Genomic DNA, 22,664 nt, shown 5'->3' with positions numbered 1-22,664 from the left:
CCTGCCGTGTTCTGATGCGCCGACAGGAACCTAGCGCACGGCACTGACAGTCGGCTCACTGCTTGCCGTACGCCTGACCGGAGCCGAAGCCGGTGGTCAGCAGCTTCCACTGGGTGGGGGCCTCCTGGCCGTCGATGCCGGTCGGGTTGAGGCTGACCACCACGGTGCGGGAGAGGTCGCGGGTGGCGAAGACCGCGCTGGTGTAGCCGGGGCGGGAGCCGGTCTTGCCCCAGACCTCGGTGCCGTTGGGCAGGACGGCGCGCAGCAGGCCGCCCTTGCTGAAGCAGGCGTGGCCCGCGGTCGGGCCGATGTCGCAGTTCTTGTTGTGGTGGTTCGGCAGGTCCGGGACGTCGAACAGCTCGGCCTGCTGGGCGGGCGGCAGCAGCCGGCCGCGGAAGAGGGCGCCGAAGAAGTGCTCCAGGTCGGCGGCGGAGGAGATCATGCCGCCCTCGGCCCACGGGTACGGGCTCTGCTCGGTGACGTCCACCCGGTCCGTGCCGCCGTCGGCGGCCTCGACGTCCACGTAGCCGGTGGCGTGCGGGCCGCGGATGCCGAGGTCGTCGGCGTCCGGGACGTAGGTGGTGTGCAGGCCGAGCGGGCGGGTGATCCGCTGCCACACCTGGTTCGCGTAGCTGTCGCCGGTGACCTTCTCGATCACCATGCCGGCGATGAAGTAGTTGTTGCCGTTGTACTGCTGGGCGGTGCCGGGCGGGAAGCTCATCGGCTGGGTGAGCATGTCGGCCACCACCTGCTCGGGGGTGAACCCGTCCGCCTTGTGCGCGGCGAACCACCCCGTGCTGCCGTCCCCGGAGGTCATGCCGCCGCCCCCGGGCAGGCCGCTGGTGTGGTCGAGCAACTGCCCGACGGTGACCGGCGGGTAGTCGGCCGGGAGCAGACCGGGCAGGTACTGCTGAACGGTGCCGTTCAGGTCGACCTTGCCCTCGGCGACGAGCTGGAGCATCACCGTCGCGGTGAACACCTTGGTGATGCTGCCGATCCGGAACCTCGCGTCGGCCGGGACGTCGTCCCCGGAGGTGCCGCGCCAGCGGGCGTCCGGGCCCGCGGTGCGCACCAGGGCGCCGGTGATGTCGCCGGGGAGGGCGTGGACGGCCGCGTCGAGGGCGTCCCGGTCGAGCGGGCCGGGTCGGGACGTCGCGGTGGCGGTGGCAGTGGCGGCGGCCGCCGGGGTGTCGGCGGCCAGGGCGGGGGACGCGGCGCCGACCGTGACGGCGGCGAGCAGCGCGCCGGCCGCCGCGAGGGTGGTCCAACGACGGCTGGGCGTGGGGGCGTTCATGCGGGGACTCTCCAACGGCGATGCGCCCGGAGGGGGCTGCGGATCGGACGGGACCGAGTCTTCGGGAGAGCGGCCGCTCGGGACATCGGGGAACGCCCGGAGGAGCCCCGGAGACGCCCCGGACAACGCCCCTGATCACGCGTCAGGGGCGGATGCCCGGATCGCGGCATCCGCCCCCGCGGGGCCGTCGGGCGGCGTCGGGCGCCGCCGGTCAGTGGGCGGAGTGCTTCTCCGCGCCGCGGTGCCGGTGCCCCTTGAGCTCCGCGTGCATCGACGGTGCGGCGTGCAGCACCGAGGTCGCCGCGTCGCGCCCGCCGTGGCGGAAGGCGTCGCCGGAGAGGTACCCGGCGCCGTAGGAGGACATGGCCGCGATACGCGGCTTCGGTCCGAGGCTGTTGGGCGTGCTCGCCATGCCCCGGCGTTCCAGCAGGTCCTGGGTGCCCTGACGGAGCTTGGCGGTGCTGCCCGGGGTTCTCTTGGTCATCGTCGGCCTCCCTTCGGTGGCCACGGCCGGACGGATGCCGAGCCGGAGGGCCACACGGGCGTTATGTCCGGATTTTATCCGGGTTGCGGGCCGGTGCCACCGGGACGGCCCCCGCCCCGGTCAGCCCATGACCTCGTGGACGAAGCACCAACGCCAGTCCTCCCCCGGCTCGTAGGAGCGGATCACCGGGTGGGAGGTGTCGTGGAAGTGCGCGGTGGCGTGCCGCTGCGGCGAGAAGTCGCAGCAGCCGATGTGGCCGCAGTCCAGGCAGACCCGCAGGTGCACCCAGTCCCGGCGCCCCTGGGCCAGGCAGTCGGCGCAGCCGTCGGCGGGCGGGAGGGGCTCGATGTCCCGGGGGGCCATGGCGAGGTCTTCGCAGGCACTCATGGTCGAAGGCTATGACGGCCCGGGCCGGGTCGCCTCAGGAGACGCCCGGGGTCCCGGGGGCGGGGGCGGCGCCCGGCGCCGCATCGGCAGCTGTACCGGGTCTTGCGTCGACGGCCGTCCAACTGGCCAGCAGGGCCAGCTTCTGGGCGGTGGGCGAGTCCGCCGGGGCGGTGTAGACGACCAGGACCTGGTCCGGCGAGGCGTTGACGTCCAGGGTCTCGTAGCCGAAGTCGAGTTCGCCGACCAGCGGGTGCCGCAACAGCTTGCTGCCGCTGCTCTTGTCCCGGACCAGATGGTCCGCCCAGAGCCGGCGGAACTCCTCGCTGCGCAGCGACAGTTCGCCGACCAGGGCGGTCAGGGCCGGGTCATCGGGGTGCAGTCCGGCGTCCCGGCGCAGAAAGGCGACGGTCTCCGAGGCGACGGCGTCCCACTGACGGTAGTGGTCGCGGGCGGCCGGGTCGAGGAAGACGTGCCGGGCCTGGTTGGGCACGGCGTTCGGGTTGACCTCCGAGCGCGGCCTGACGTCCGGGCGGGCCGAGAAGCCGCTCACCGCGTCGCCCAGCGCGTTCCAGGCCAGGACGTCCATCCGGCGGCCCAGGAGGAAGGCCGGCACCCCGGTCATCAGGTCCAGCAGCAGCCGCGTCCCCGGGCGGACCTGCTGGGCGCCCCGCACCCGGGCGGCCGAGGCCTTCGGCGGGCGGGTCAGCGAACGCAGGTGCGCCGCCTCCGTCTCGTCCAGCCGCAGCACCCGAGCCACCGAGTCCAGCACCGCGTCCGAGGCGCTGCCGCCACGGCCCTGCTCCAGCCGGACGTAGTAGTCCACGCTGACCCCCGCGAGCTGCGCCACCTCCTCCCGGCGCAGGCCCTGCACCCGGCGGCGGCCGTGCGAGGGCAGGCCCACCTCCTCCGGCTGGATCCGGGCCCGGCGCGAGCGGAGGAAGTCCCCCAGGGTGTTCTCCATGACAGGCAGCGTAACCGCGGGAGTGCGGCGCGAGGGTGGTACTGCCTTTCCCAGGAAGGGAGTTCCCGGGCCGGGCTGTCCCAGGAGGGGCACGGCCCTGGGTGGGCGCGGACGCCGGGCACAGAGTGGTCGTCGTCAGCCCGATCCTCCCGAGGAGTCCTCGATGAGCTACCCCGCCCTCGCCACCCGCACCGCCGTCGTCACCGGAGCCGCCAGCGGCATGGGCGCCGCCACCGCCCGGCTGCTCGCCGCCGACGGCGCCCGGGTCGCGCTGCTCGCCCGCCGCACCGACCGGATCGAGGCGCTCGCCGCCGAGATCGCCGCCGCCGGCGGGCAGGCCCTCGCCGTCACCGCCGACATCACCGACCAGGCCTCGGTCGACGCCGCCGCCAAGGCCGTCCACGACGCGTACGGCCGGGTCGACCTGGTGGTCAACAACGCCGGGGTGATGCTGCCCAACCCGCTCGCCGACGGCCGGATCGACGAGTGGACCCGCATGGTCGACACCAACCTCACCGGCGCGCTGCGGATCGTCCGCGCCTTCACCGAGGACCTCACCGCGGCCGCCGCCGACGGCCGCACCGCCGACCTGGTCAACGTCTCCTCGATCGCCTCGCACGTCGTCTTCCCCGACTACGCCGTGTACGGCGCCACCAAGGCCGCGCTCACCCAGCTGTCCGCCGCCCTGCGCAGCGAACTCGGCCCGCGCGACGTCCGGGTCAGCGCGATCGAGCCCGGCCTGACCGACACCGAGCTCGGCGGGCACATCGACAACCCGGCGCTGCGGGAACAGCTCGGCGTCATGTTCGCCGCGATCCCGGCGCTCGGCGCGGAGGACATCGCCGACCTGATCGCCTACACCGTCAGCCGGCCTCGGCACGTCAACCTGCGCCACCAGGTGGTGCTGCCGACCCGGCAGGCGTAGGCGGCCGCGCGGGATCCCCGCCCCGGGGTCGCGGGTGGCATGGGAGCATGCCACCCGTGGCGATCGTGACGGGGAGAACGAACGGCGACACCGGCGGGGGCGGCGGTGCCTCCTCCACCGGGCGGACGGATACCGGCGGGGGCATACCTCGGCAGTCCGGAACGCGGGAGCCCGGACCCCGGGAGCCCGGGGCCGGGCAGCCCGGAGACAGCCGGTCCGTGGCCCGGCCGCCCCGGATGCGGCCGCTCACCGACACCGGCCGGATCCGGCAGCCCGTCGCCCTGCTCCGGCTGCTCACCGGCCTGCTCGCGATCGCGGTCACCCTGCTGCTCGCCGACTACGCCCGCGCCACCACCGGGGGCTTCGCCGCCGACGTCGCCGAAGCCGCCGCACTGGTGCCGCGCCCCCTGGCCGGCCTCGCCGGCGGGCTCACCACCGCCGCCGTCCTGCTGCTGCCGGTCGGACTCGCCGTCCGCCGGCTGCTCGGCCCGGACCGGCGGCGCGCCCTCCAACAGGTCTCCGACGGGCTGCTCGCCGCCGTCCTCGCGTACGGCGCCACCCTCGCCCTCGACCTGTGGGCCGACGACCTCGCCCCGACCTCACTGGTCGCCGCGCTCACCCAGCGGCTGCCCGCCGACGTACTCGCGCACACCGAACCCGTCTACGGCTACCTCGCCCCCGTCCTCGCCTTCATGACCGCCTCCGGCAGCCGCGAACGGCGCCTGCCCTGGGCCGTCCTCGCCCTCTCCGGCCTCGCCGGACTGGCCGGCGGCTACGCCACCCCCACCGCACTGCTGCTCGGCCTGCTCATCGGCTGGACCGGCGCCCACCTCACCCTGTACGCCGTCGGCACCCCGGACCCCCGGCCCCGGCCCGGCGAGGTGCTGCGGGCCCTGCGGGACAGCGGGCAGCGGCCGGTCGAGGCCCTCCCCGGCGGGCCGGACCGCTACCGGATCCGGCAGGCCGAAGGGTGGCCCGAACTCGACGTCCAGCTGCTCGACCGGCAGGCCGTCACCGCCGCCGCCGTCCGGCGCGCCTGGCGCCGACTGCGGCTGCGCACCGCCCCGCACCCCCGCGCACTGCGCTCCCCGCGCACCGGGCTGGAGCACGAGGCCCTGGTCACCTACGCGGCCCTCGCCGCCGGCGTCCGCACCCGCCGCATCGCCGCCACGGCCGGCCTCGGCCACGACACCGCCCTCATCGCGTACGAGCACCTGGCCGGCCGCACCCTGGACCAGCTCGCCGACGAGGAGATCACCGACGGCCTCCTCGCCGACACCTGGCGCCAACTCGCCCTCCTCCAGCGCCGCGAGATCGCCCACCGCGCCCTGGTCCCCACCTCCGTGCTGATCGACGACACCGGCGCCGTCCACCTGGTCGACTTCGCCGACGGCGACATCGCGGCCAGCGAACTCGTGCTCCGCTGCGACATCGCCCAGCTCCTCACCACCCTCGCCCTGCGCACCGGCGCCGCCCGCTCCGTCCACACCGCCACCACCGTCCTCGGCCCCGACCCGGTCGCCGCCGCCCTCCCCCTCCTCCAGCCCATCGCCCTCGCCCGCACCACCCGCCAGGCCCTCAAGCACCACGCGAAGCCGAAGGCCGGCGCCGCACAGGGCAACGGGCCGAGCACGCACCCGGTCGCCGTGGAGCCGGAGGAAGGGCCGAACAGGGGCGCGGCCGCTGTGAAGCCGGAACGGCGGGGCGAAGAGCCGGACACGGCCTCGGCCACCGCCGCGGCCGAGGCCGAGGCCGGGGGGCGTGCCGGTCTGCGACCTGCGAGCCGGCCGGGCGCCGGAGTCGGCGCAGCAGGCTCCGAGCCGCAGCCGGGTCACGGCAGCGGCGAACACGCCCCCGTGCCGGCGCCCCGCGCCGCGGCGCCGGTGACCGCGTCCGGCAACGGATCCGCCACGGCCGCCGACGGGCAGCCCCAGGGCCCCCGCAGCGCCGAGGGCGCGTCCGAGGGACTGTTGGAGGAGATCCGGGCGGAGGTGGTGCGGGGGCGGCCGGAGGTGGCCGGGCGGCCGGTGCGGTTGGAGCGGTTGCGGCCGCGGACCCTGCTCGCCGTGGTGGGCGGGGTGGTGGCCGGGTGGCTGCTGATCCCGCAGTTCTTCGCGGCGGAGGACAATCCGGTCGCGGCATTGGCGGACGCCGATCCGTGGTGGCTGGTGTTGGCGCTGGTGGCGGCGGGGTTGAGCCACGTGGCGGCGGCGATGGGATTCGTCGGGTTCGTGCCGGAGAGGCTGGACTTCCGCAACGCGGTGCTGGCGCAGTTGGCCGGGGCCTTCGTGAAGCTGGTGTCGCCCGGGGGTGTCGGCGGGATCGCCCTGAACACCCGGCTGTTGCAGCAGGCGAACATCCCGACCGCGCAGGCGCTGTCCAGCGTCGGGGTGGGGCAGTTGATCGGGCTGGTGCTGCACCTGTTGCAGCTGGGGGCCTTCGTCTACCTGCTGGACCTGCAGCCCGGCGGTTCGGAGCTGGACGCGCTGCCCGCGGTGGTGGGCGGGCTGGCGGTGGCGGCGATGCTGCTGGCGCTGGTGTGGGCGATCCCGTCGGCCCGGCGGTGGCTGGCGGCGCGGCTGCGGCCGTTGACGGCCGAGGTGCTGCCGCGGCTGCTGGATCTGCTGCGCAATCCGGGGCGGCTGGCGGTGGGGGTGGCCGGGCAACTGCTGGTGTCGATCTGCCTGATCGCCTGTCTGTACTGCTGCGTGCGGGCGATCGGCCGGGAACCGTCCTTCGCCTCGGTGGCGGTGGTGTTCCTGGTGGGCAATGCGGCGGGCAATGCCGCGCCGACCCCGGGCGGGGCCGGTGCGGTGGACACGGCGCTGACGCTTGGGCTGCAGCAGACCGCGTCGATGGAGAAGGGCGGGGCGCTGGCGGCGGTGGCGCTGTTCCGGCTGCTGACGCTGATCCTGCCGGTGCTGCCGGGTTGGGCGGCGATGACCTGGCTGCAGCGCCGCAAGGCGCTGTAGGACGGCGGGTCCTACTCCCGGTAGTCGTCCTCGTCGAGCTGGACCACCCGGCTCTGTTCGGCGGCGTCCGCGACGTCGGTGGCCGGGTCCGCACCGAGGGCCCGGCGTTCGGCGACCTCGTCGTACTCGCCGCCGGTGGTTTCCTCGTCGTCGGGTTCGACGGTTTCGACGACCTCGTCGATCAGGTAGTCCTCGTGATTCTGCGGCATGGCGTCCGTCCTCGCTGTTCGGAGGCTTCACGGGTGGCGGTACTGGCAGTATCCGCCGCCGGGCGCCCGGACGCGATGCGCCGGGGCCGCTCCGGCGTGTTGCCCCGAGCAGAATTGACCCACGAAACAGCTGGCTCAATGACCCGTGGAACGGGTGCATTCTGCGCCTAGGGTCGAGCCATGACGACGAACGACACCACCGCCGCCCCCGCCCGCCTCGACTACGCCCGCACCGCCCCGAAGGTGTTCCGCGCGATGATCGCCCTGGACGCCGCCGCCCGTGAAGGCCTGGACCCGGCGCTGGTCGAGCTGGTGCAGATGCGCACCTCGCAGCTGAACGGCTGCGCGTACTGCCTGGACATGCACGCCAAGGACGCCCGCAAGGCCGGGGAGACCGACGAGCGGATCTACCTGCTGCCGGTCTGGCGCGAGGCCCCGGCCGGGGTGTACAGCGAGAGCGAGCGGGCCGCGCTGGCACTGGCCGAGGAGATCGCGCGGATCGACGGCGGGGTCTCCGACCCGGTGTACGCCCGGGCCGCCGAGCACTTCGGGGAGGCGGAGCTGGCACAGCTGATCTCGGCCTGCTTCACCATCAACGCCTGGAACCGGATCAACGTGGCCACCCGCAAGACCCCGGGCACGCTGTAGCGGCCGCCCGCACCGGCGCCGGCCCGCGGGCGGGAGTCCTGGGACGGGCCCCGCGTCCGCGCGGAACGCGCCGCAGGCCACCGGGGGTACGATCGGTGCCGTACCCAGGGCTCACCCGCACCCACCCGGTGGCCCCGAGGCCCTTACGAACGACGGCCCCCGCGAACGACGGCCGCAACGAACGACGGGAAGTTCATGTCCGGCTCGCACTACTTCACCGGTGCACCCGAGGTCGCCAGCGAGCGCCGGCCGATCACGGTCTCCCTCCCGGACGTCACCCTGGAACTGACCACCGACGCCGGGGTGTTCTCCCGCAGTCGACTCGACCCGGGCACCCGGATCCTGCTGGAGCACGCCCCGCAACCACGGGTGCGCGGCCCGATCCTGGACGTCGGCTGCGGCTACGGCCCGATCGCGCTGACCTGGGCGACCCGGCGCCGACGGCTGCCGGTGTGGGCGGTGGACGTCAACGAGCGGGCGCTCGAACTGGTGCGGCTGAACGCCGAGGCACTGCGGCTGGGCAACGTCCAGGCCGCGCTGCCGGACGACGTCCCGGAGGACGTCCGCTTCGCCACCATCTACTCCAACCCGCCGATCCGGATCGGCAAGGCCGCGCTGCGCAAGCTGCTGACGCACTGGCTCGGCCGGCTGACCCCGGACGGCTCGGCGTTCCTCGTGGTGCAGAAGCACCTGGGCTCGGACTCGCTGCAGAAGTGGCTCAACGAGCAGGGCTACCCGACCTCCCGGGTCACGTCGGTCAACGGGTTCCGGATTCTGGAAGCGCGGCCCCGCCCGGATGCGGGCGAGGGCTCCGAGAGTGGACGGGGTACCACGTCGTGAAGCAGTTGCGCGGGACCGAACTGAAGCGTCTGCACCGCTCGTGGCGGCGCAGCAACGAGTTCCGGCTCGCGATGATCCTGGAGAACCTGCAGTCGCCGTTCAACGTCGGTTCGGTGGTCCGGACCGGGGCCGCGATGGGCGCCGAGAAGCTGTACCTGACCGGGGACACCCCGTCGGTGCGCTCGTCCGGTGCGCAGAAGGCCGCGATGGGCACCGACAAGTACCTGAAGGTCGAGCACTTCCCGACCGTCGCCGAGGCGGTGGCGGCCGCGAAGGCGGACGGCTTCAAGGTGGTCGGGCTGGAGCTGGCGGACGAGGCGGTGCCGATGTTCGCCGCCGAGCTGACCCCGGCGGTGGCCTTCGTCCTCGGGCACGAGGACCGCGGGATCACGCCCGAGGCGCTGGCGCTCTGCGACCAGGTGGTGTTCGTGCCGCAGCTGGGCCGGGTCGGCTCGCTGAACGTCTCGGCGGCCGCGACGGTGGCCTGCTACGAGGCGCGCCGCCAGGGGTACGCGATCAGCGGCACCCCGGACGGCAGCGACCTCGGCGGCGACCTCGGCGGCGACGAGGAGTAGGTCCGTACGACAGCGACCTCGGCGGCGGGGTGGGCCCGACGGCCCGCCCCGCCGCCGTCTTCCGCCCGCCGTTTCCCGCACGCCGCTTTCCGCACGCCGCTTCCGCACGCCGTTTCCGCACGCCGTTTCCGCACGCCGCGGATCTCTGCCATATGGCAGATGTCGGCAGCCGCCCCGACCGGAAGCATTCCGGGGGTGACCGAACTGCAGATCCTCGACCTGACCAAGGAGTACCGCGGCGGCCGGCGCGCGGTGGACTCCTTCTCACTGACGCTCCGGCCCGGGGTGCTCGGCCTGCTGGGGGCCAACGGCGCCGGCAAGTCGAGCCTGATGCGCATCCTGGCCACGGTCACCCGGCCGACCTCGGGCCGGGTGCTGTGGGAGGGCGTCGACATCGCCCGCCGGCCCGGGCCGCTGCGCCGCACCGTCGGCTACCTGCCGCAGGACTTCGGCGTCTACCCGCAGCTCACCGCCCGCGAGTTCCTCGGCTACCTGGCCGCCGCCAAGGGGCTGCGGCGGCGCTCGGCCAGGGCCCGGATCGAGGAGCTGCTCCAGCTGGTGAACCTGTCCGGGGCGGCCGGGCAGCGACTGGGCGCGATGTCCGGCGGGATGCGCCAGCGGGTCGGCATCGCCCAGGCGCTGCTCAACGACCCGGCGCTGCTGATCGTGGACGAGCCCACGGTCGGGCTGGACCCGGAGGAGCGGCTGCGCTTCGGCAACCTGCTGAGCGGGCTCGGCGCCGAGCGGATCGTCGTGCTGTCCACCCACATCGTCCCGGACGTGGCCGCCACCGCCGACCGGATCGCCGTGATGGGCGACGGCCGGCTGCTGCACCACGGCAGCCCGGAGGAGCTGCTGCGCGGCGCCGAGGGCTCGGCCTGGGAACTGACCGTGACGGCCGATCAACTCCCGTCGCTGCGTTCGCGGTTCCTGCTCGGCGGCACCACCCGCACCCCGCAGGGGGTCCGGGCCCGGGTGCTGTCCGGACACCCGCCGGCACCCGGGGCGCAGCCCGTACCGCCCCGGCTGGAGGACGCGTACCTGCTGCTCACCGCCGGGCCCGAGCGGGTGCCGGCGTGCTGACCAGGATCGGGGCGCTCGCACTGGCCGACTTCCGGGAGCGCCGGAGGCGGCCGGGCTACCTGGTGGTACTGATCGGCACGCTCGCGCTGGGGCTGCTGGCCGCACCGGTGGGCGACTCCCGCTGGGAGGTGTTCCAGGTGACCGACCTGCACGGCCGCTACACCAGCGGCTACGTGGGGACGGTGACGGCGCTCGGCGGGGCGGTCTGGCTGTCGCTGGCGGGCTTCGGGATCGCCCGGGGCACGGTCGTCCGGGACGAGGAGAGCGGCGTCGGCCAGCTGCTCGCCGCCACCCCGCTGAGCCGGATCGGCTATCTGGCGGGCAAGTTCGGCAGCAACCTGCTGCTGTTCGGCTCGATGCTGCTCGCGCTGGCCGGGACGGCGCTCGGCGTGCAGCTGGTCAAGGGGGACTCGGACCGGGTGGACGTGGTGCGGCTGCTGCTGCCGTACGTCCTGATCACACTGCCGCTGCTGGCGGCGGTGGCCGGGTGCGCGGTGCTCTTCGACACCGTGCGCGGGCTGCGCGGCGGACTGGGGGCGATGGTCTGGTTCGTGGTCTGGCTGGTCCTGGTGCTGGGCGCGCAGGCCGGCGGCGGGCCGGACCTGCTGGGCATGCGGCGGATCACCGCGTCGATCCGGGAGGTGCTCGCGGCGGGCGGGCGGCCGGTGGACGGGGTGGAGTTCGGGGTCGGCCTGACCGCGGACAACCGGGTGACCGGCACCTTCGACTGGCCCGGCCTCGGGCCGGGCGAGGCGGGCGGACCAGCAGCCACGGGGGTGCTGCTGGTCGGCGCGGCGGTGGGGATCGCGCTGGTCGGGGCGCTCTGGTTCGGCCGCTTCGACGGGGCCAGGGCCAGGGCCGGTCGAAGCGCCCACCCCGCCACGGCCCCGGACGCGCGGGCACCCGCGGTCGAGGCCGAGACCGCCCCGGCCGGCTTCGCCCTCGACCCGGCCCGGCTGACCCCGGCCCGGGAGGGCCGCAGCGGCCTCGCCGCCGTGCTCGGGGAGCTGCGGATCCTGGAGCAGGGCCGACGGCTGTGGTGGTGGGCCGGGGCGGGCGTGCTGGCCGTGGCCGCGGCGGGCGTCGCCCCGGACGGGCCGAGCCACCCGGTGCTGGCGTTCGCGATGCTCTGGCCGGTGCCGCTCTGGTCCCGGCTGGGCCACCGGGCGGGCGGCGGCAGCGTCGGCGAGCTGCTCGGCGCCTGCCCGTCCCCGCTGCGCCGGGGGCTGGCCTGGCTGCTCGCCGGGATCCTCCCCGCGCTGGCGGTGACGGCCGTGCCGGCCGTGCGGCTGCTCGGCGCCGGGCAGTCCCGGGCCGCGGCGGGGGCGCTGGCGGGGGCGCTGCTGGTCCCGGCGCTGGCGCTGCTGTTCGGCAGCCTCACCCATGGCCCCCGGCTGTTCCAGACCGTCTACCCGCTGCTCTGGTACGGGATGGTCAACCACGTCGCCGGGCTGGACTTCCTCGGCGTCTCCGGGGAGCGGGCCCCGGCCCCGGCGGCGGTCGCGGGTGTCGCCGCGGCACTGGCGGCGGCCGCGCTCGCCCTGGACGCGGTGCGGCACGCCACCCGCTGAGCCCCCCGGAGGAGGGCCGGTTCCCCCGCCGGGGGGAGCCGGTCCGTTCGTACGGCGGAGGCCGCGGCCGGGGGTCGGCTGGGAGCTTGGAGGCAGCCGGGCAGCAGCCCGACTCCCTTCTTCCCGCTTCTTCCCGTAGAGGATCGACCATGCGCAAGACCACCGCCGCCGTCGCGCTCGCCACCGCCGTCACGGCCCTCGCCGCCGCAACGGCGGGCACCGCCGCGGCCGCGCCCGTACCGGCCGGGCACCTCGCCCTGCACAGCTGGACCCTGCTCAACGAGCACGGCCCGGGCCCCAACCCGGGCGAGCGGCTCACCGCCCGCGTCGACGCCCGTACGGTCGACGGCCACGCCCGGGGGCACGCCGTCGCCCAGCACGTCTTCAAGGACGGCACCGTCCGGGTCGAGTTCGACATCGACTGCCTGACGGTCGACAACAGCGGTGCGGTCACCGTCACCGGGCCGATCGATCGCGTCACCGTCACCCCGGTCGGCAGTCGGCCGACCACCACACGGCCCGGCTGGCACCCCGAGGCCGGGCTGACCTACTACCCGGCCGACGAACACGGCGAACGCCGGGTCGGCTGGGCCGCCTCCGACTACCGGGACCCGAACGCACCGGCCAAGGTGACCAAGTGCACCCCCGTCCCGGCCGGCCTCTGGGTCATCGAAGGCGGGACCGTCCTGCACCGGTAGCGGCGCTCCGGAGCGGTCAGCCCGGCGCCAGCTGACCGTCAGCGCCGCATCCTCACCGCCCTCGCCTACCCCAACCAGTCGCCCGGCAGATCGACCAACTGGCTCCACAGCCCCCGCTCCACCGCCGTCATCCCGACGTCCCCCACCACCCGCTCCGGATGCCCCGGCCCCGGCCCCACCAACCCGCCCGCCTCAGCCGCCGCCACCGCCCCCGCCACATGCGCCTGCCCGAGCGCCACCAGCCCCGCCCCCAGCCGCCCCCAGAAGCCCCCGACCCGTCGCCACCACACCCCACGCGCCATCCCCCCAGCCTGCCCGCACCACCTCGAACCCCCCTCGACCCGCACTCCCACCAGCCGGACCACGGCGGCTTCACCGGCGCATTGCCGGGATCCGTCAGCCAGCACTGTGTCCAGGGCTTGCTCGGCTTCCTCGGCTTCCTCGGCTTCCTCGTGGGCGCATCACCTTCGGCCGCACAGCAGGGGCCACGACAGCGTCACAGGCCCGGCATCGTCAGTTCGTCGGTTGCAGTTGAGCATCCCGGTGCACGAGGGCCGCGTAGCGTCCGCCCTGTTCGAGCAGTTCCCCGTGGGTGCCGCGTTCGGTGACGTGTCCGGCGTCGAGGGCCAGGATCTGGTCGGCGCCGCGGACGGTGGACATGCGGTGAGCGATGGTGAGGGTGGTGCGGTCGGCGGACAGGGCGTCGACGGCGTCCTGCACGGCGGCTTCGGTGCGGGTGTCGAGGGCGCTGGTGGCCTCGTCGAGGATGAGGACCGGAGGGTCGCGCAGGATGGTGCGGGCGATGGCCAGGCGTTGTTTCTCCCCGCCGGAGAAACGGTGGCCGCGCTCGCCGACGATGGTGTCGCAGACCTCGGGCAGGGCGGCGATGTGGTCGTGGATCTGGGCGGCTCTGGCGGCTGCGTGCAGTTCCTCGTCGGTGGCGTCGGGCTTGGCGAAGCGCAGGTTGTCGGCGACCGAGGCGTGGAAGAGGTAGGTCTCCTGGGAGACCACGCCGACCGCCCGGGCGAGGGTGTCGAAGTCGAGGTCGCGGACGTCGACCCCGTCCAGGGTGAGCCGCCAGTCGAGGGCCACCATCGCGACGAGGGTGGCGACCACGCTGGTCAGGTTGGCGACCAGGGCGGTGGCCGTGGAGGTGACGGTGGCCTGCATGCCGCCGATGTCGTTGGCGATGCGCGACTGCACTTCTCCGCTACGCGTACGCGTGAAGAACGCGAGCGACATGCGCTGCAGACGGCCGAAGACCGCGCTGCGCAGATCATGCATGACGCGCTGGCCGACGGTGGTCGAGATCAAGGTCTGCCACACCCCGACGACGCTCGTGAGCACCGTGGCGGCGATCATGCCGAGCGCCAGCAGGCTGAGCAGGCCCGTGCGGCCCTGGGGGACGGCGACGTCCAGTGTCTCCTTCAGCAGGAACGGTGTGGCCGCCGAGATCAGCGACGAGGCGCCGACCAGCAGCCCCTCGGCGTCGATCGGCGCTGTCCGAGCGGGTTCTCGATCGGTGTGCATGGGCCCCTCCAGTGGGCGAGAGTCCGAAGCCGCGCAGCGCGAAGAGTTGGCCGTGTGATGCCGACGCTAGAACCTGACATCAGGTCAGATTCAACTCGTGCCAGATGCGTTGAAATGGTCCCTTCGCCAAGGCCGAGAAGCTGTAACCCTTGTCGGATAGCGCGACCGGCGCAGAATGGTCGGGCTTGCGATCACACATCCAGCCGGCCCGCAGGCACGGCAACCCCCCGCAGCGAGAGGTTCGCCGCCGGTGGGTCCGGCCGGGCGCGCGACCCGCTGCGGTTCTCGATGCCGAGTCTGTGGCTGCGGCTTACTGCGGGGCCCACCGGAGAACCGACTTGAACCCGACACGACGCGAGGTTCTAGGGTCGGCATCGCACAGGAAAGGCGGACGGATGCTGACAACGGGCCAGGCCTCGCAGGAGCCTGCAGGGGCCGACAGCGGCCCACTACGGATCGGCGAGCTGGCCCGGCAGACCGGTATCACGGTGCGTACGCTGCACCACTACGACCGGCTCGGCCTGCTCTCGCCGTCCCAGCGCACCTCGGGCGGGCACCGCTGCTACACCGCGGACGACGTGCGCAGGCTGCACCACATCATCGCGCTGCGCAGCTTCGGACTCTCGCTCGAGAAGATCAAGGCGGTGCTCGACACCCAGCCCAGACAGGACCCGGCCGAACTGTTGCGGACCCAACTGGACGTGGTCAACGAGCGGATCCGCCAGCTGTTCGATCTGCGCCTGCGCCTGACCGACGTACTGGACGCACTCGACCACCGGACCAGACCTTCGACCGAACAGTTCCTTCAAGTGATCGAGGAGACGATGACCGCGAACGAGTCCATCGGCCCGGAGCAACTGCCCACCCTGGTCGAGGCCCGTCGACGCAAGACCGCCCACTACAGCGACGAGGAGATGTCGGCGATGACCCGGAGGCGCGAGCCGTCCTTCGCCGAACTCGGAGAGCAGGAGCGGGCGCGCCTACGTGAGCGGTTGCACGAGTCCTACGGCCCGCCCGCCCGCCGAGGAGCAATAGAAGGCGCCTGGCTCCCACGTCTTCGACGTTCGCTGCGCTCGGCACGGGAAACCAGGGTCGACCGAGACGACGCGGAATCGCGAGCCCCGACCCGGGCCGGCCTGGGCAGAAACTGTCCCCCAGCGTGACGAAAGCGCGGGGCGGCCCACGTACAGCCTGAGCAGCCGCACCCGGCTCGCTTCAGATTGCTGCCAGTCCGGGCAAGTTTCGGGCAAGCCCAAGGGCCGCCATCACGTGGAGTATCGGTCCGCCATCATCCAAACGAAGCGAAAAGTCGCAGGTCAAAGGTCCATACCCGGAGCGACCGACATCCCCATCGTCATCCAACGCAACCGAATATCAGCGCACCTGGCATGCATTGATGCAACAGGCAAAACGGGCACGATCCCATGGCCACAAAAAAGCCCAACTCCCGCACTAAAGGCAGGAGTTGGGCTTCACCTTTGAGCCGCCTGCGGGATTCGAACCCGCGACCTACGCATTACGAGCCCGAGAGTGATCATGCTGGCTGCTGCCAGCATCGATCGCTTGGTGATGAAACCGCAGGTCAGGACGTTGCGCCGTGATCCACGATCCCGCCCGAACCGGCACGTGTTGCCCCGTCCGCTCACGCATCGCTCACGCAGACTCTCGGGCTGGTTCTGGACAACTCCAGGGCCTGGCAGCTTGTCGACGGCTGCCTGGCCGAGACCGGCCCGATCACCGCCCCGCCCCGAGTTCAACCTGAGTAGCCCCTCTGAAAGCACGGATCATCCGTACGAGGGGAAACTCTTGCCCAGGATGATGCCCCAGTGCCGAATGGCTTCCCTATGATCGCCTCGGTCTTCCGCTGCGAGGGCGAGGTCAGCGCGATCGCGGGCCGCCTTGAAGCTGTCATTCACATCCGACTTGGCGTTCCAGGTCAGATAGCTCGACAGGTCGCCGCTGTAGCCAGCCGGGTCCTGGACGGACAGGTTGTAGTGGTTGTAATCGAAGAACAAGCGCAGTGCTGTGCGGTAGTTGGTTCCCATCGAAGCGAAGGTGCGGGCAACCAACATCTCAAGGTGGAACGAGGCGAGACGAGAGCTGTGTGCCTTGTTCCATTGCTTGGCAAAGCGGACGATCTTCTTGAGGTCACCGATCAACTTGTCGTTCTGCTCGTTCAGGTACTCCTCATGCCGGATGGGGTTGGTCGTCAACCAGTTGCCCGACCCGTCGGGGATGCCGTAACCGCCGGTGTCGTACTTCACCATGGCTGCCACATCGACGGTTAGCCCGTCCTGGTAGAAGATGCTCACGGCCTGGCCTCGCGCGCCTACCTTCTTCACCTTCGACTCGCCGTTGACCGCGCGGCGCACCCGGTAGAGGAAGTCAGATGAGTCCCGCTGGTACTTTCGCCACAAGTCCGGTTCGACGTACAGCACAGTCATGAGGTCGAGGTCGTGCACTGGGTTCGTCGCGGTCTTCCGCCCGAGTGACCCGATGATCCTCGCCGACTGGAACTGTATGTTCGAGTTGGAGGGGAACGCCTTCTTGAGTACGTCAACCACCACGTCACGGCGGGCAGCGACCTTCTCCTTGGTTGCCGTGCTGGGCTTGATGGCCTCGTTGAAGTCGTCGAACGCCTTGGCTGTGGTCGTCGCCATCTACTGTTCTCCATCCGCTTCGTAGGTCTGCCCGCCACCCGTGATGTTCTTGGTTGCCCGCTTGTACGCCAGGCGGCCTGGAGCGTCAGCCGTCTTGTTCAGCTCGTCGCGCGTATTGGTCAGGTTGCGCAGCGCATCGCGGGCGTCCTCGTAGGACATGATTGCCAGATCGATCGTGAGGAACTGCCGTGCGGCGGTCTGGAGCTGGAGGTAGGCGTTGGCGGACGCTTGGGAGTGCGTCATCCTCCGCGCGGCGTTCACAGTGGTCATGACTGCACTACAGGCAGCTGCGATGAGCGCGAGAATGCCCGCCCATGGACCGAGGTGACCGGAGAGCGACGTGCCACCCGAGATGGCAGCCAGCACAGCGGCAGGCACGCCGAACATGAGGTTGACGAGTCGCCAGAACTTCGCCTGCTCGAACTGCCCTTGAGAGCTCCACAGGGCACTCTCGTGGATTCGGTCGGCTTCGGCGGCGATGGTTCGGTGCGACTCAGGTAGATCCGAGGGAATCAGTGACAAGTAGTCCTCGCTCAGGGGAGGAAGGGCGCAGAAGGTCGAGATCATCCGATCTCAGGGCGAACAGTTAACTGGGCAGTTTAGGAGCCACCACCGACAGTCGGGCGCAGCTTGTCACGATGTCCTACGACCAGGTGCCGACCAGCACTGGCTCGGGGCAGATGGTGAACCCGGTCTTCGTCTCGACCTGGTGGGCGAGACGCTCCAGGGCCCTGGCACACGCCGTGGCCGAGTTCCTGGCTGAGAGCCTGCCCCGAGCTCGGATCCACGCATCCAGGTCGAGGGCGCTCTGGTTTGGGCCTCCTTGTATCGCTAAGCTCACGCAGCCCGAGAGTGATCATGTTGGCTGGTGTCGGCATCGGTCACTTCGTGATGAACCCGCAGGTCAGGACGCTGCACCGTGATCCACGATCCCGCCCGAATCGGCACGTACTGCCCCATCCGCTCACGCATTCCGTTACTCGCCGCTCGCTGCGGGAGTGCATCGATGGCACGGCTCGGATAGGTACTTCATTGAAGATCGATTGTTCGTAGCGCGGGCGGCAAGTCCGCGCGGTAAGGGATCAAGCCCAGGCGTCGCTGCCTGACCGTGGCGGCGACGGAGACGTGGGCCCGCACGGTCGCCCCGGCTGGGGCCTTGACCACGACGGTCAACGTCTCGTCTCCGATCAAGGGGACCGAGCTCGTCGGCTTGAACCGCCATTCGGGGTCGCTGTCACGCTCGCCCATGCCCACCAGGAACAGGTGCTCCTGCTGCTGATTGGGGGTGACATCCAGGGTGGACTCGATGATGGCGAGTTTGGCTGTTAGCGCGATCCGGCCCACTCGACCGGCGGGAGCGAGGCGCTTCTTCGGGGCAATGGACCAGGCAATCGGCTGCCGGTCCGCGGGCTCGTCGGGAGCCTCCAAGCGGATACCGAGGCCGGCGTCGACGAACGGGTCGTCATTATCGGACGGCCGGAAGGCGCAGACCAGGCTGAGAAGCAGGTAGTCGCTGTGGGCGGACTCCGACTCCAGAAAGTCGAGCCACTCCTCGTCCCCCTGGGTCGCCTGCTCGGCCGTGAGCCGACATACCGCAGCCACCCCCAGGGACACCCGCCCCCGCAACGAGGCTGACGTAGTCGGGGTGTTGAGTCGCGGCACCGGAGAGAGCTCGACATCCCGCAGGACAGGTGCGTCGATGCTGACGTGGTTCACTGCGCTACTCCTCGAGGTGTGTGCGGCGCGCGCCAGTCGCCGATGAAACAGAACGAACCCCAGTCGCGGTACGCGGGGTGCTTGGTGCGCGTGTGGCACTGAGCGGAACGGAACGCGGACCGACGGTCGCCGTTTCCGCAGAGCTGTCGGTATAGCTCGGCGAAGAAGTCGGTGGCCACGTCCGGATGGACCGGCCACAGGCATCCGATGACGGCCGAGGCGCCCGCGGCCAGGAAGGCCGCCGGCAGGCCACGCAGGTTGTCGTTCACGTCGTAGCGGCCCAGGGCCGACTCGCATGAGCTCATGGTGACGAGTTCGACGCCACGCAGGTCGGTTCTGAGGATGTCGTGCGCGAATACCCGGCCGTCGTTGTCGGGATCCGGCGACAGGAAGAGGCACTGGTACCAGGAGGCCCATTCGTTGTGCGCGCCGTGCGCCGCCACGTGCACGTAGCGCGCGGTACCGAGCTCGCGCAGGAAGCGGCGAGGTGTGGCGGCGGCTCCGAGCACCGCTCGGCCACCCATCGACGTCGCCACCGAGGACGCATGACGCTCCAACGCTGTCTCGGCGACCAGTCCGTGCTGCACACCGCCGGTCGCCGACCCGAACGCCACGAGCTCGCGACCTGCAGTGGGCGGCGTCAGTTCGGCGGTGGTCGTGCGGAGCGACGCGAGGCTCGAAAGCTGTGTCACGGTCCAGTCGTCCGCCACCAGCCCGTCTGCGACGGGAAGTAGCGAAAAAGGAACGAAGTGCAGTGGCCCGTTCGGCCAGATACATAGGTGCCGCTTGCCTTGGGCGTGCCAGCGTCCCATGAGCTCCGTGAAGTCGGCCAGGCAGTATGCACGGGCGGCCTCCAGAGCGGCGCCCGCCTCGCGGCTCACCAGGCGATGCAGCGGATCCGCGGTGACGGCCTGCCGCAGCAGGGAAACGGGGCCGGCCATCGGGTGGATCAGAAGCGTGTGGAGACCCCGGGTGAGGCGGAGCAGATCGCCGCCGATGTCGTTGAGCGCGACGGTCCGCAGGCGCACTTCCTCGCGCGTCATCGCCAGGCCCACCGTCCCGGTGCGGAGGTCTGTCGCGTTCGGCCCCGGGAGCTGCCCGAGGTACAGCGACAGCAGCACCGTGTCCTCTGGGAGCAGCATCTGGACCTCGTCTAGCCCCAGAAGGGTGTTGCGCGAGAGGTTCCGGGTCAGGTGGAGTTCCACGCTGATCCGGCGGTCGACGGCCCGCTGCAGGTTGCGCTGCCGGGCGTCGGTGCCGCTCTCGGGTTCGGCCTCGCCGGTGCCGACGTAGCAGAGGATGGCGTCGTCCGGGCTCAGCGCCTGCTCCGCAGGCACCGGTTGAGAGGCGTCGAGGCTCGCCCGGCCGATCGCGTCGGCGAGCGCACGCGACGGGGTGAACGGACCGGAGCGTTCGGCCGCGATCGCGAAGTCCATGCCCTTGGCCGCTTGGTGCAACAGAAGGACGGTGGTCACATCGACGCTGGCGTGCGCGGACAGGAAGTGACCGAGGGACAGGTACAGCTCTCGGAGCTTCCAGGCGATTCCCTCATCCGCGCTCGCCCGGAGCGAAGTCATGCTGCCGAGCAGCGCGTTGGCCGCTCCACTCGCCACCGGATGGTCACAGCGCCGAACACAGGTCAGTCCGGCTTCGAAAGCGTCGAGCGCCAGGTCGTCTTGGCGGCAGATCGCGTACTGGGCGCCGGCCACGGCGAAGTACTCGGCCGCTGTCGCCCAGTCCGCCACGTGGTCGGCGCGCACGGCCAGGTCATAGGACAAGCGGCCGTACAGGTACGCCACCATCTCGACATGCTGATCCACCCAGGCCGGAGCCGTTCGGGCGGCCTCCAGGATCAGGGTTCGGCCAAGGGCCTGCTCGTCATCCTCGCCGGAGTGGGCTGCGAGGTGGACGAGCCCTGCGGCCCGCTCGGTCGGCTGCCGGGCTCCGTCTGCCGCAAGTTCCTCCGCAACTGCCCGGGTGCCGCCCAGCACCGGGCAACCGAGCGAGTCCTCGTGGAGCAGGTGCACCTCGCTGGTCCATCGCACCCGGTGCTGGGCAGGTTGCCGGAGCCGTAACCCCGCTCCGTCAGCGGCATCGAGGAGTGCGGCCTCCAGGTCTCGGCGCCCCGCTTCGGCTGCGAGAAGCAGAGCTTCGGTGAACAGGCTCGCCGCCTCATGCTCGCCCTGACGATCCCGGACTTCGCACAGTGGAACCGGGAGCAAGCCGTCCAGCTCACGCGGCAGGACCAACTCACCGAGCAGGGACAGGATCTTCAGCAGGTACAGGTAGCCGGGCGGATCGCGAAGCGGGTCCAGGACCTTGACAGCCTCCCGGACCGCCACCGTGATCTCCCGGTCGTGCGAGGTCCCGGTCAACCCGGCGAGCATGGTGAGGGCTTCGGCGAGGGCCTTGAGCGTTCGGCCACGCTGATGGCCCGTGGAGAGCACCGCCGCCTCCCTGAGCCGGGCCACGGCCTCCTCAATCGCACACTGCGGATCCGGCATGGTGGCGCCCTCCCACCGCGCGGTGTGGATGCCCGTGTGTCGGGCCTCGCGGTCGCGCCGAAGCTGCTGGGCCGCGGCGAACGACAGGTCCGCCAGCTCCCCGGTGTACGGGGTCAGGCACAACAGGCCGTCGGCGAAGAGGGTTTCCGCGAGTTCGGCAACGTCCTGCGCCGCATCACGGCCGCGTAGTTCGTCGATCTGCCGGCCGACCACCTCGCGCGCGTGCTGGAACAACGCCGCGTCCGGTTGCTCGGCCAGGGTCAGCCGGGCCGCCTCCACGTACGAGTCGGCTGCCAACCACCACGGGCCGTGTCGACCGGCCCCCCACCGCAGTTCGGCCGCCGCCAGGGCGAGGGCCAGCACGGCAACCGCTCGGCGGGGCGCGCCGGACCGGACCAGGCTGATAGCTACCGCCACCACGGCCTGCACAGCGGCTTCCGACAATTCGCAACCCGAGTCGCCGACACGCCGCAGCGCTTCCTGTTCGGTGATGACCCGTTGGGCCACCTCGTCGCTGAGGACGATCAGACGACGTGCTTGTGCCGCCTCAGCCTCGGTCGGCGGCGGTGGCGGAGTCGGGGCGTCCTGCATGCCTCGATCGGTGGCGGCCGCGCCAGCGCGCCTCAGTCGGAGGGAGTTCTCCAGCAACAGCCCGGTCGCCTTGGCCAGGTTCGCGCGGTTCGGCTGCCGGCCGTGTTCCAGGTCGAGATCCGCTGCCCGACGCAGCCAGTCGACCGCCTCCCGCAACTGGGCGACGACGTCACTCTGCTCGATGCCTGTCGCCTCGGCTTGGCGGCCGAACCCCGCCCCCACGCCGATCATCGCCGACACCTGCTCGGTAGACCCCGGTGCTGCCAGCTCCAGGGCCCGACGGTACGAGCGCGCGGCATCGGCCAGATCCGCCGGGAGTCCGGTCAGCTCGAAGCGGCCGACGTGGGCACTGCCGAGGGTCAGCAGACGCGTGGCGGCCCGCGAAGCCGACGGCTCCGGCAGCGCCGCCACAGCGCTCAACAGCTCGACGGCCCGGTCCGCGTCGGCCAGCCTCGACCGGTCGTCCCGAGCCAGCGCCGTCGCACGGTACTGATGGGCCAGGCCCAGCAGGGTGTCCTGGTACGCACCGTCCCCACCCCGGGGAATGCGCTGAAGCAGCCCAAGAGCCTCGTCCAGAGCAGCCCAGTCCTGTTGCTCCTCGAAGTCCACCACCAGGTCGGCCGCATGCTCAAGCGGATCGGCCCACGGGTCGTGCCCGGTCTCCTGTACCAGCCTGGGCCAGAGCTCACGCGGGACCTTCCTGTGGTCCGCAAGGAATAGCAGACCGAAGAGATGGATCGCCGTCTCGTGCTCCACCTGCGCGCGATCACCATCGCCAAGCACAACTGCTCGTGCCCAGTGGAATGCAGCCGCTGTGTACAGAGCCTCGGTGTCGACGTTGCGTGACCCCTGAACCTCCTCGGCGACGAGGGCCATGAGTCGCATGGCAGACTCGCGCCCCGCTTCGTCGAGTAGCGCTTCTGTCTCCGACCGGTAGGCGTACTCGGCAAGCCGAGCATCCAAGTCCTCGACAAGTGCGTCCCGCATTGCTCCCCCGTAGTGACCGACCGCCATCG

At 71.8% G+C, this 22,664-nt stretch carries 20 protein-coding genes; 9 read left to right on the top strand and 11 right to left on the bottom strand.

What is annotated here, in order from left to right; genetic code table 11:
* Positions 1-55: 55 nt before the first annotated feature.
* The 4 genes from ACFVWU_RS05400 to ACFVWU_RS05385 all read right to left on the bottom strand — a co-directional run bounded on the left by ACFVWU_RS05400 (position 56) and on the right by ACFVWU_RS05385 (position 3,126).
* Positions 56-1,294 (bottom strand): serine hydrolase domain-containing protein, encoded by a 1,239-nt coding sequence (locus ACFVWU_RS05400; protein ID WP_387615938.1) that lies wholly within the window; start codon positions 1,292-1,294, stop codon positions 56-58.
* 211 nt (positions 1,295-1,505) lie between these two features.
* The gene (locus tag ACFVWU_RS05395) at positions 1,506-1,778 is read right to left on the bottom strand and encodes a hypothetical protein (RefSeq protein WP_387615935.1); all 273 of its coding nucleotides are present in this window, start codon (positions 1,776-1,778) and stop codon (positions 1,506-1,508) included.
* 120 nt (positions 1,779-1,898) lie between these two features.
* Complete coding sequence (locus tag ACFVWU_RS05390; RefSeq protein WP_387615932.1) at positions 1,899-2,165, bottom strand: UBP-type zinc finger domain-containing protein; 267 nt, start codon at positions 2,163-2,165, stop codon at positions 1,899-1,901.
* A 34-nt stretch (positions 2,166-2,199) separates the two neighbouring features.
* Complete coding sequence (locus ACFVWU_RS05385; RefSeq protein ID WP_387615929.1) at positions 2,200-3,126, bottom strand: helix-turn-helix transcriptional regulator; 927 nt, start codon at positions 3,124-3,126, stop codon at positions 2,200-2,202.
* A 163-nt stretch (positions 3,127-3,289) separates the two neighbouring features.
* On the opposite strand from ACFVWU_RS05385, the gene ACFVWU_RS05380 reads away from it, so the two are divergent.
* Entirely contained in the window at positions 3,290-4,051 is a 762-nt protein-coding gene (locus tag ACFVWU_RS05380; RefSeq protein WP_387615926.1) for an SDR family oxidoreductase, read from the top strand.
* A gap of 218 nt (positions 4,052-4,269) precedes the next feature.
* Positions 4,270-7,023, top strand: a complete 2,754-nt coding sequence (locus tag ACFVWU_RS05375; RefSeq protein ID WP_387615923.1) for a lysylphosphatidylglycerol synthase domain-containing protein — start codon at positions 4,270-4,272, stop codon at positions 7,021-7,023.
* Positions 7,024-7,034: 11 nt separating this feature from the next.
* Here the strand turns inward: ACFVWU_RS05375 and ACFVWU_RS05370 are convergent, their stop codons facing one another.
* Positions 7,035-7,232: a hypothetical protein gene (locus ACFVWU_RS05370; protein ID WP_387615921.1), complete on the bottom strand. Its 198-nt coding sequence runs from the start codon at positions 7,230-7,232 to the stop codon at positions 7,035-7,037.
* A 180-nt stretch (positions 7,233-7,412) separates the two neighbouring features.
* On the opposite strand from ACFVWU_RS05370, the gene ACFVWU_RS05365 reads away from it, so the two are divergent.
* From ACFVWU_RS05365 to ACFVWU_RS05340, 6 genes are all read left to right on the top strand, one after another.
* Positions 7,413-7,880 carry a carboxymuconolactone decarboxylase family protein gene (locus ACFVWU_RS05365; RefSeq protein ID WP_387615918.1) on the top strand — a complete coding sequence of 156 codons (468 nt, stop codon included), beginning with the start codon at positions 7,413-7,415 and terminating at the stop codon, positions 7,878-7,880.
* 195 nt (positions 7,881-8,075) lie between these two features.
* Complete coding sequence (locus tag ACFVWU_RS05360; protein WP_387615915.1) at positions 8,076-8,720, top strand: class I SAM-dependent methyltransferase; 645 nt, start codon at positions 8,076-8,078, stop codon at positions 8,718-8,720.
* Positions 8,717-9,295 (top strand): TrmH family RNA methyltransferase, encoded by a 579-nt coding sequence (locus tag ACFVWU_RS05355; RefSeq protein WP_380608578.1) that lies wholly within the window; start codon positions 8,717-8,719, stop codon positions 9,293-9,295. The genes ACFVWU_RS05360 and ACFVWU_RS05355 overlap by 4 nt, the downstream gene beginning before the upstream one ends.
* Before the next feature lie 195 nt (positions 9,296-9,490).
* Positions 9,491-10,378: an ABC transporter ATP-binding protein gene (locus ACFVWU_RS05350; RefSeq protein WP_387615912.1), complete on the top strand. Its 888-nt coding sequence runs from the start codon at positions 9,491-9,493 to the stop codon at positions 10,376-10,378.
* Entirely contained in the window at positions 10,372-11,949 is a 1,578-nt protein-coding gene (locus ACFVWU_RS05345) for an ABC transporter permease (RefSeq protein WP_387615909.1), read from the top strand. The genes ACFVWU_RS05350 and ACFVWU_RS05345 overlap by 7 nt, the downstream gene beginning before the upstream one ends.
* 149 nt (positions 11,950-12,098) lie before the next feature.
* Positions 12,099-12,647: a hypothetical protein gene (locus tag ACFVWU_RS05340; RefSeq protein ID WP_387615906.1), complete on the top strand. Its 549-nt coding sequence runs from the start codon at positions 12,099-12,101 to the stop codon at positions 12,645-12,647.
* 65 nt (positions 12,648-12,712) lie between these two features.
* On the opposite strand, the gene ACFVWU_RS05335 is transcribed toward ACFVWU_RS05340, so the two are convergent.
* Together ACFVWU_RS05335 and ACFVWU_RS05330 are read right to left on the bottom strand one after the other, a co-directional pair.
* Complete coding sequence (locus ACFVWU_RS05335) at positions 12,713-12,949, bottom strand: DUF6059 family protein (protein WP_387615904.1); 237 nt, start codon at positions 12,947-12,949, stop codon at positions 12,713-12,715.
* Positions 12,950-13,160: 211 nt separating this feature from the next.
* A complete protein-coding gene (locus ACFVWU_RS05330) occupies positions 13,161-14,177 on the bottom strand; it encodes an ABC transporter ATP-binding protein (protein WP_387615901.1) in 1,017 nt (338 codons plus the stop codon).
* A 395-nt stretch (positions 14,178-14,572) separates the two neighbouring features.
* Between ACFVWU_RS05330 and ACFVWU_RS05325 the strand changes: the two genes are divergently transcribed.
* Positions 14,573-15,340: a MerR family transcriptional regulator gene (locus ACFVWU_RS05325; RefSeq protein WP_387615898.1), complete on the top strand. Its 768-nt coding sequence runs from the start codon at positions 14,573-14,575 to the stop codon at positions 15,338-15,340.
* Positions 15,341-15,961: 621 nt separating this feature from the next.
* On the opposite strand, the gene ACFVWU_RS05320 is transcribed toward ACFVWU_RS05325, so the two are convergent.
* From ACFVWU_RS05320 to ACFVWU_RS05305, 4 genes are all read right to left on the bottom strand, one after another.
* The gene (locus ACFVWU_RS05320; RefSeq protein WP_387615895.1) at positions 15,962-16,837 is read right to left on the bottom strand and encodes a hypothetical protein; all 876 of its coding nucleotides are present in this window, start codon (positions 16,835-16,837) and stop codon (positions 15,962-15,964) included.
* Positions 16,838-17,404 (bottom strand): SLATT domain-containing protein, encoded by a 567-nt coding sequence (locus ACFVWU_RS05315; RefSeq protein WP_387615892.1) that lies wholly within the window; start codon positions 17,402-17,404, stop codon positions 16,838-16,840.
* 462 nt (positions 17,405-17,866) lie between these two features.
* The gene (locus ACFVWU_RS05310; protein WP_387615889.1) at positions 17,867-18,553 is read right to left on the bottom strand and encodes a hypothetical protein; all 687 of its coding nucleotides are present in this window, start codon (positions 18,551-18,553) and stop codon (positions 17,867-17,869) included.
* Positions 18,550-22,662 carry a CHAT domain-containing protein gene (locus tag ACFVWU_RS05305; RefSeq protein WP_387615887.1) on the bottom strand — a complete coding sequence of 1,371 codons (4,113 nt, stop codon included), beginning with the start codon at positions 22,660-22,662 and terminating at the stop codon, positions 18,550-18,552. The genes ACFVWU_RS05310 and ACFVWU_RS05305 overlap by 4 nt, the downstream gene beginning before the upstream one ends.
* Positions 22,663-22,664 lie beyond the last annotated feature (2 nt).

Origin of the sequence: Kitasatospora sp. NPDC058190 (genome assembly GCF_042883685.1) — a bacterium.
GTDB lineage: Bacteria > Actinomycetota > Actinomycetes > Streptomycetales > Streptomycetaceae > Kitasatospora.
Note: the sequence above shows the minus strand (reverse complement) of the source record. Positions and strands in the feature narration are given on the sequence as shown.

Coding starts and splice junctions, on each gene's coding strand:
- ACFVWU_RS05385 (WP_387615929.1), bottom strand. CDS start 3,126: ATGGAGAACACCCTGGGGGACTTCCTCCGCTCGCGCCGGGCCCGGATC.
- ACFVWU_RS05365 (WP_387615918.1), top strand. CDS start 7,413: ATGACGACGAACGACACCACCGCCGCCCCCGCCCGCCTCGACTACGCC.
- ACFVWU_RS05380 (WP_387615926.1), top strand. CDS start 3,290: ATGAGCTACCCCGCCCTCGCCACCCGCACCGCCGTCGTCACCGGAGCC.
- ACFVWU_RS05320 (WP_387615895.1), bottom strand. CDS start 16,837: ATGGCGACGACCACAGCCAAGGCGTTCGACGACTTCAACGAGGCCATC.
- ACFVWU_RS05335 (WP_387615904.1), bottom strand. CDS start 12,949: ATGGCGCGTGGGGTGTGGTGGCGACGGGTCGGGGGCTTCTGGGGGCGG.
- ACFVWU_RS05305 (WP_387615887.1), bottom strand. CDS start 22,662: ATGGCGGTCGGTCACTACGGGGGAGCAATGCGGGACGCACTTGTCGAG.
- ACFVWU_RS05395 (WP_387615935.1), bottom strand. CDS start 1,778: ATGACCAAGAGAACCCCGGGCAGCACCGCCAAGCTCCGTCAGGGCACC.
- ACFVWU_RS05390 (WP_387615932.1), bottom strand. CDS start 2,165: ATGAGTGCCTGCGAAGACCTCGCCATGGCCCCCCGGGACATCGAGCCC.
- ACFVWU_RS05370 (WP_387615921.1), bottom strand. CDS start 7,232: ATGCCGCAGAATCACGAGGACTACCTGATCGACGAGGTCGTCGAAACC.
- ACFVWU_RS05340 (WP_387615906.1), top strand. CDS start 12,099: ATGCGCAAGACCACCGCCGCCGTCGCGCTCGCCACCGCCGTCACGGCC.
- ACFVWU_RS05325 (WP_387615898.1), top strand. CDS start 14,573: ATGCTGACAACGGGCCAGGCCTCGCAGGAGCCTGCAGGGGCCGACAGC.
- ACFVWU_RS05330 (WP_387615901.1), bottom strand. CDS start 14,177: ATGCACACCGATCGAGAACCCGCTCGGACAGCGCCGATCGACGCCGAG.
- ACFVWU_RS05400 (WP_387615938.1), bottom strand. CDS start 1,294: ATGAACGCCCCCACGCCCAGCCGTCGTTGGACCACCCTCGCGGCGGCC.
- ACFVWU_RS05360 (WP_387615915.1), top strand. CDS start 8,076: ATGTCCGGCTCGCACTACTTCACCGGTGCACCCGAGGTCGCCAGCGAG.
- ACFVWU_RS05315 (WP_387615892.1), bottom strand. CDS start 17,404: ATGATCTCGACCTTCTGCGCCCTTCCTCCCCTGAGCGAGGACTACTTG.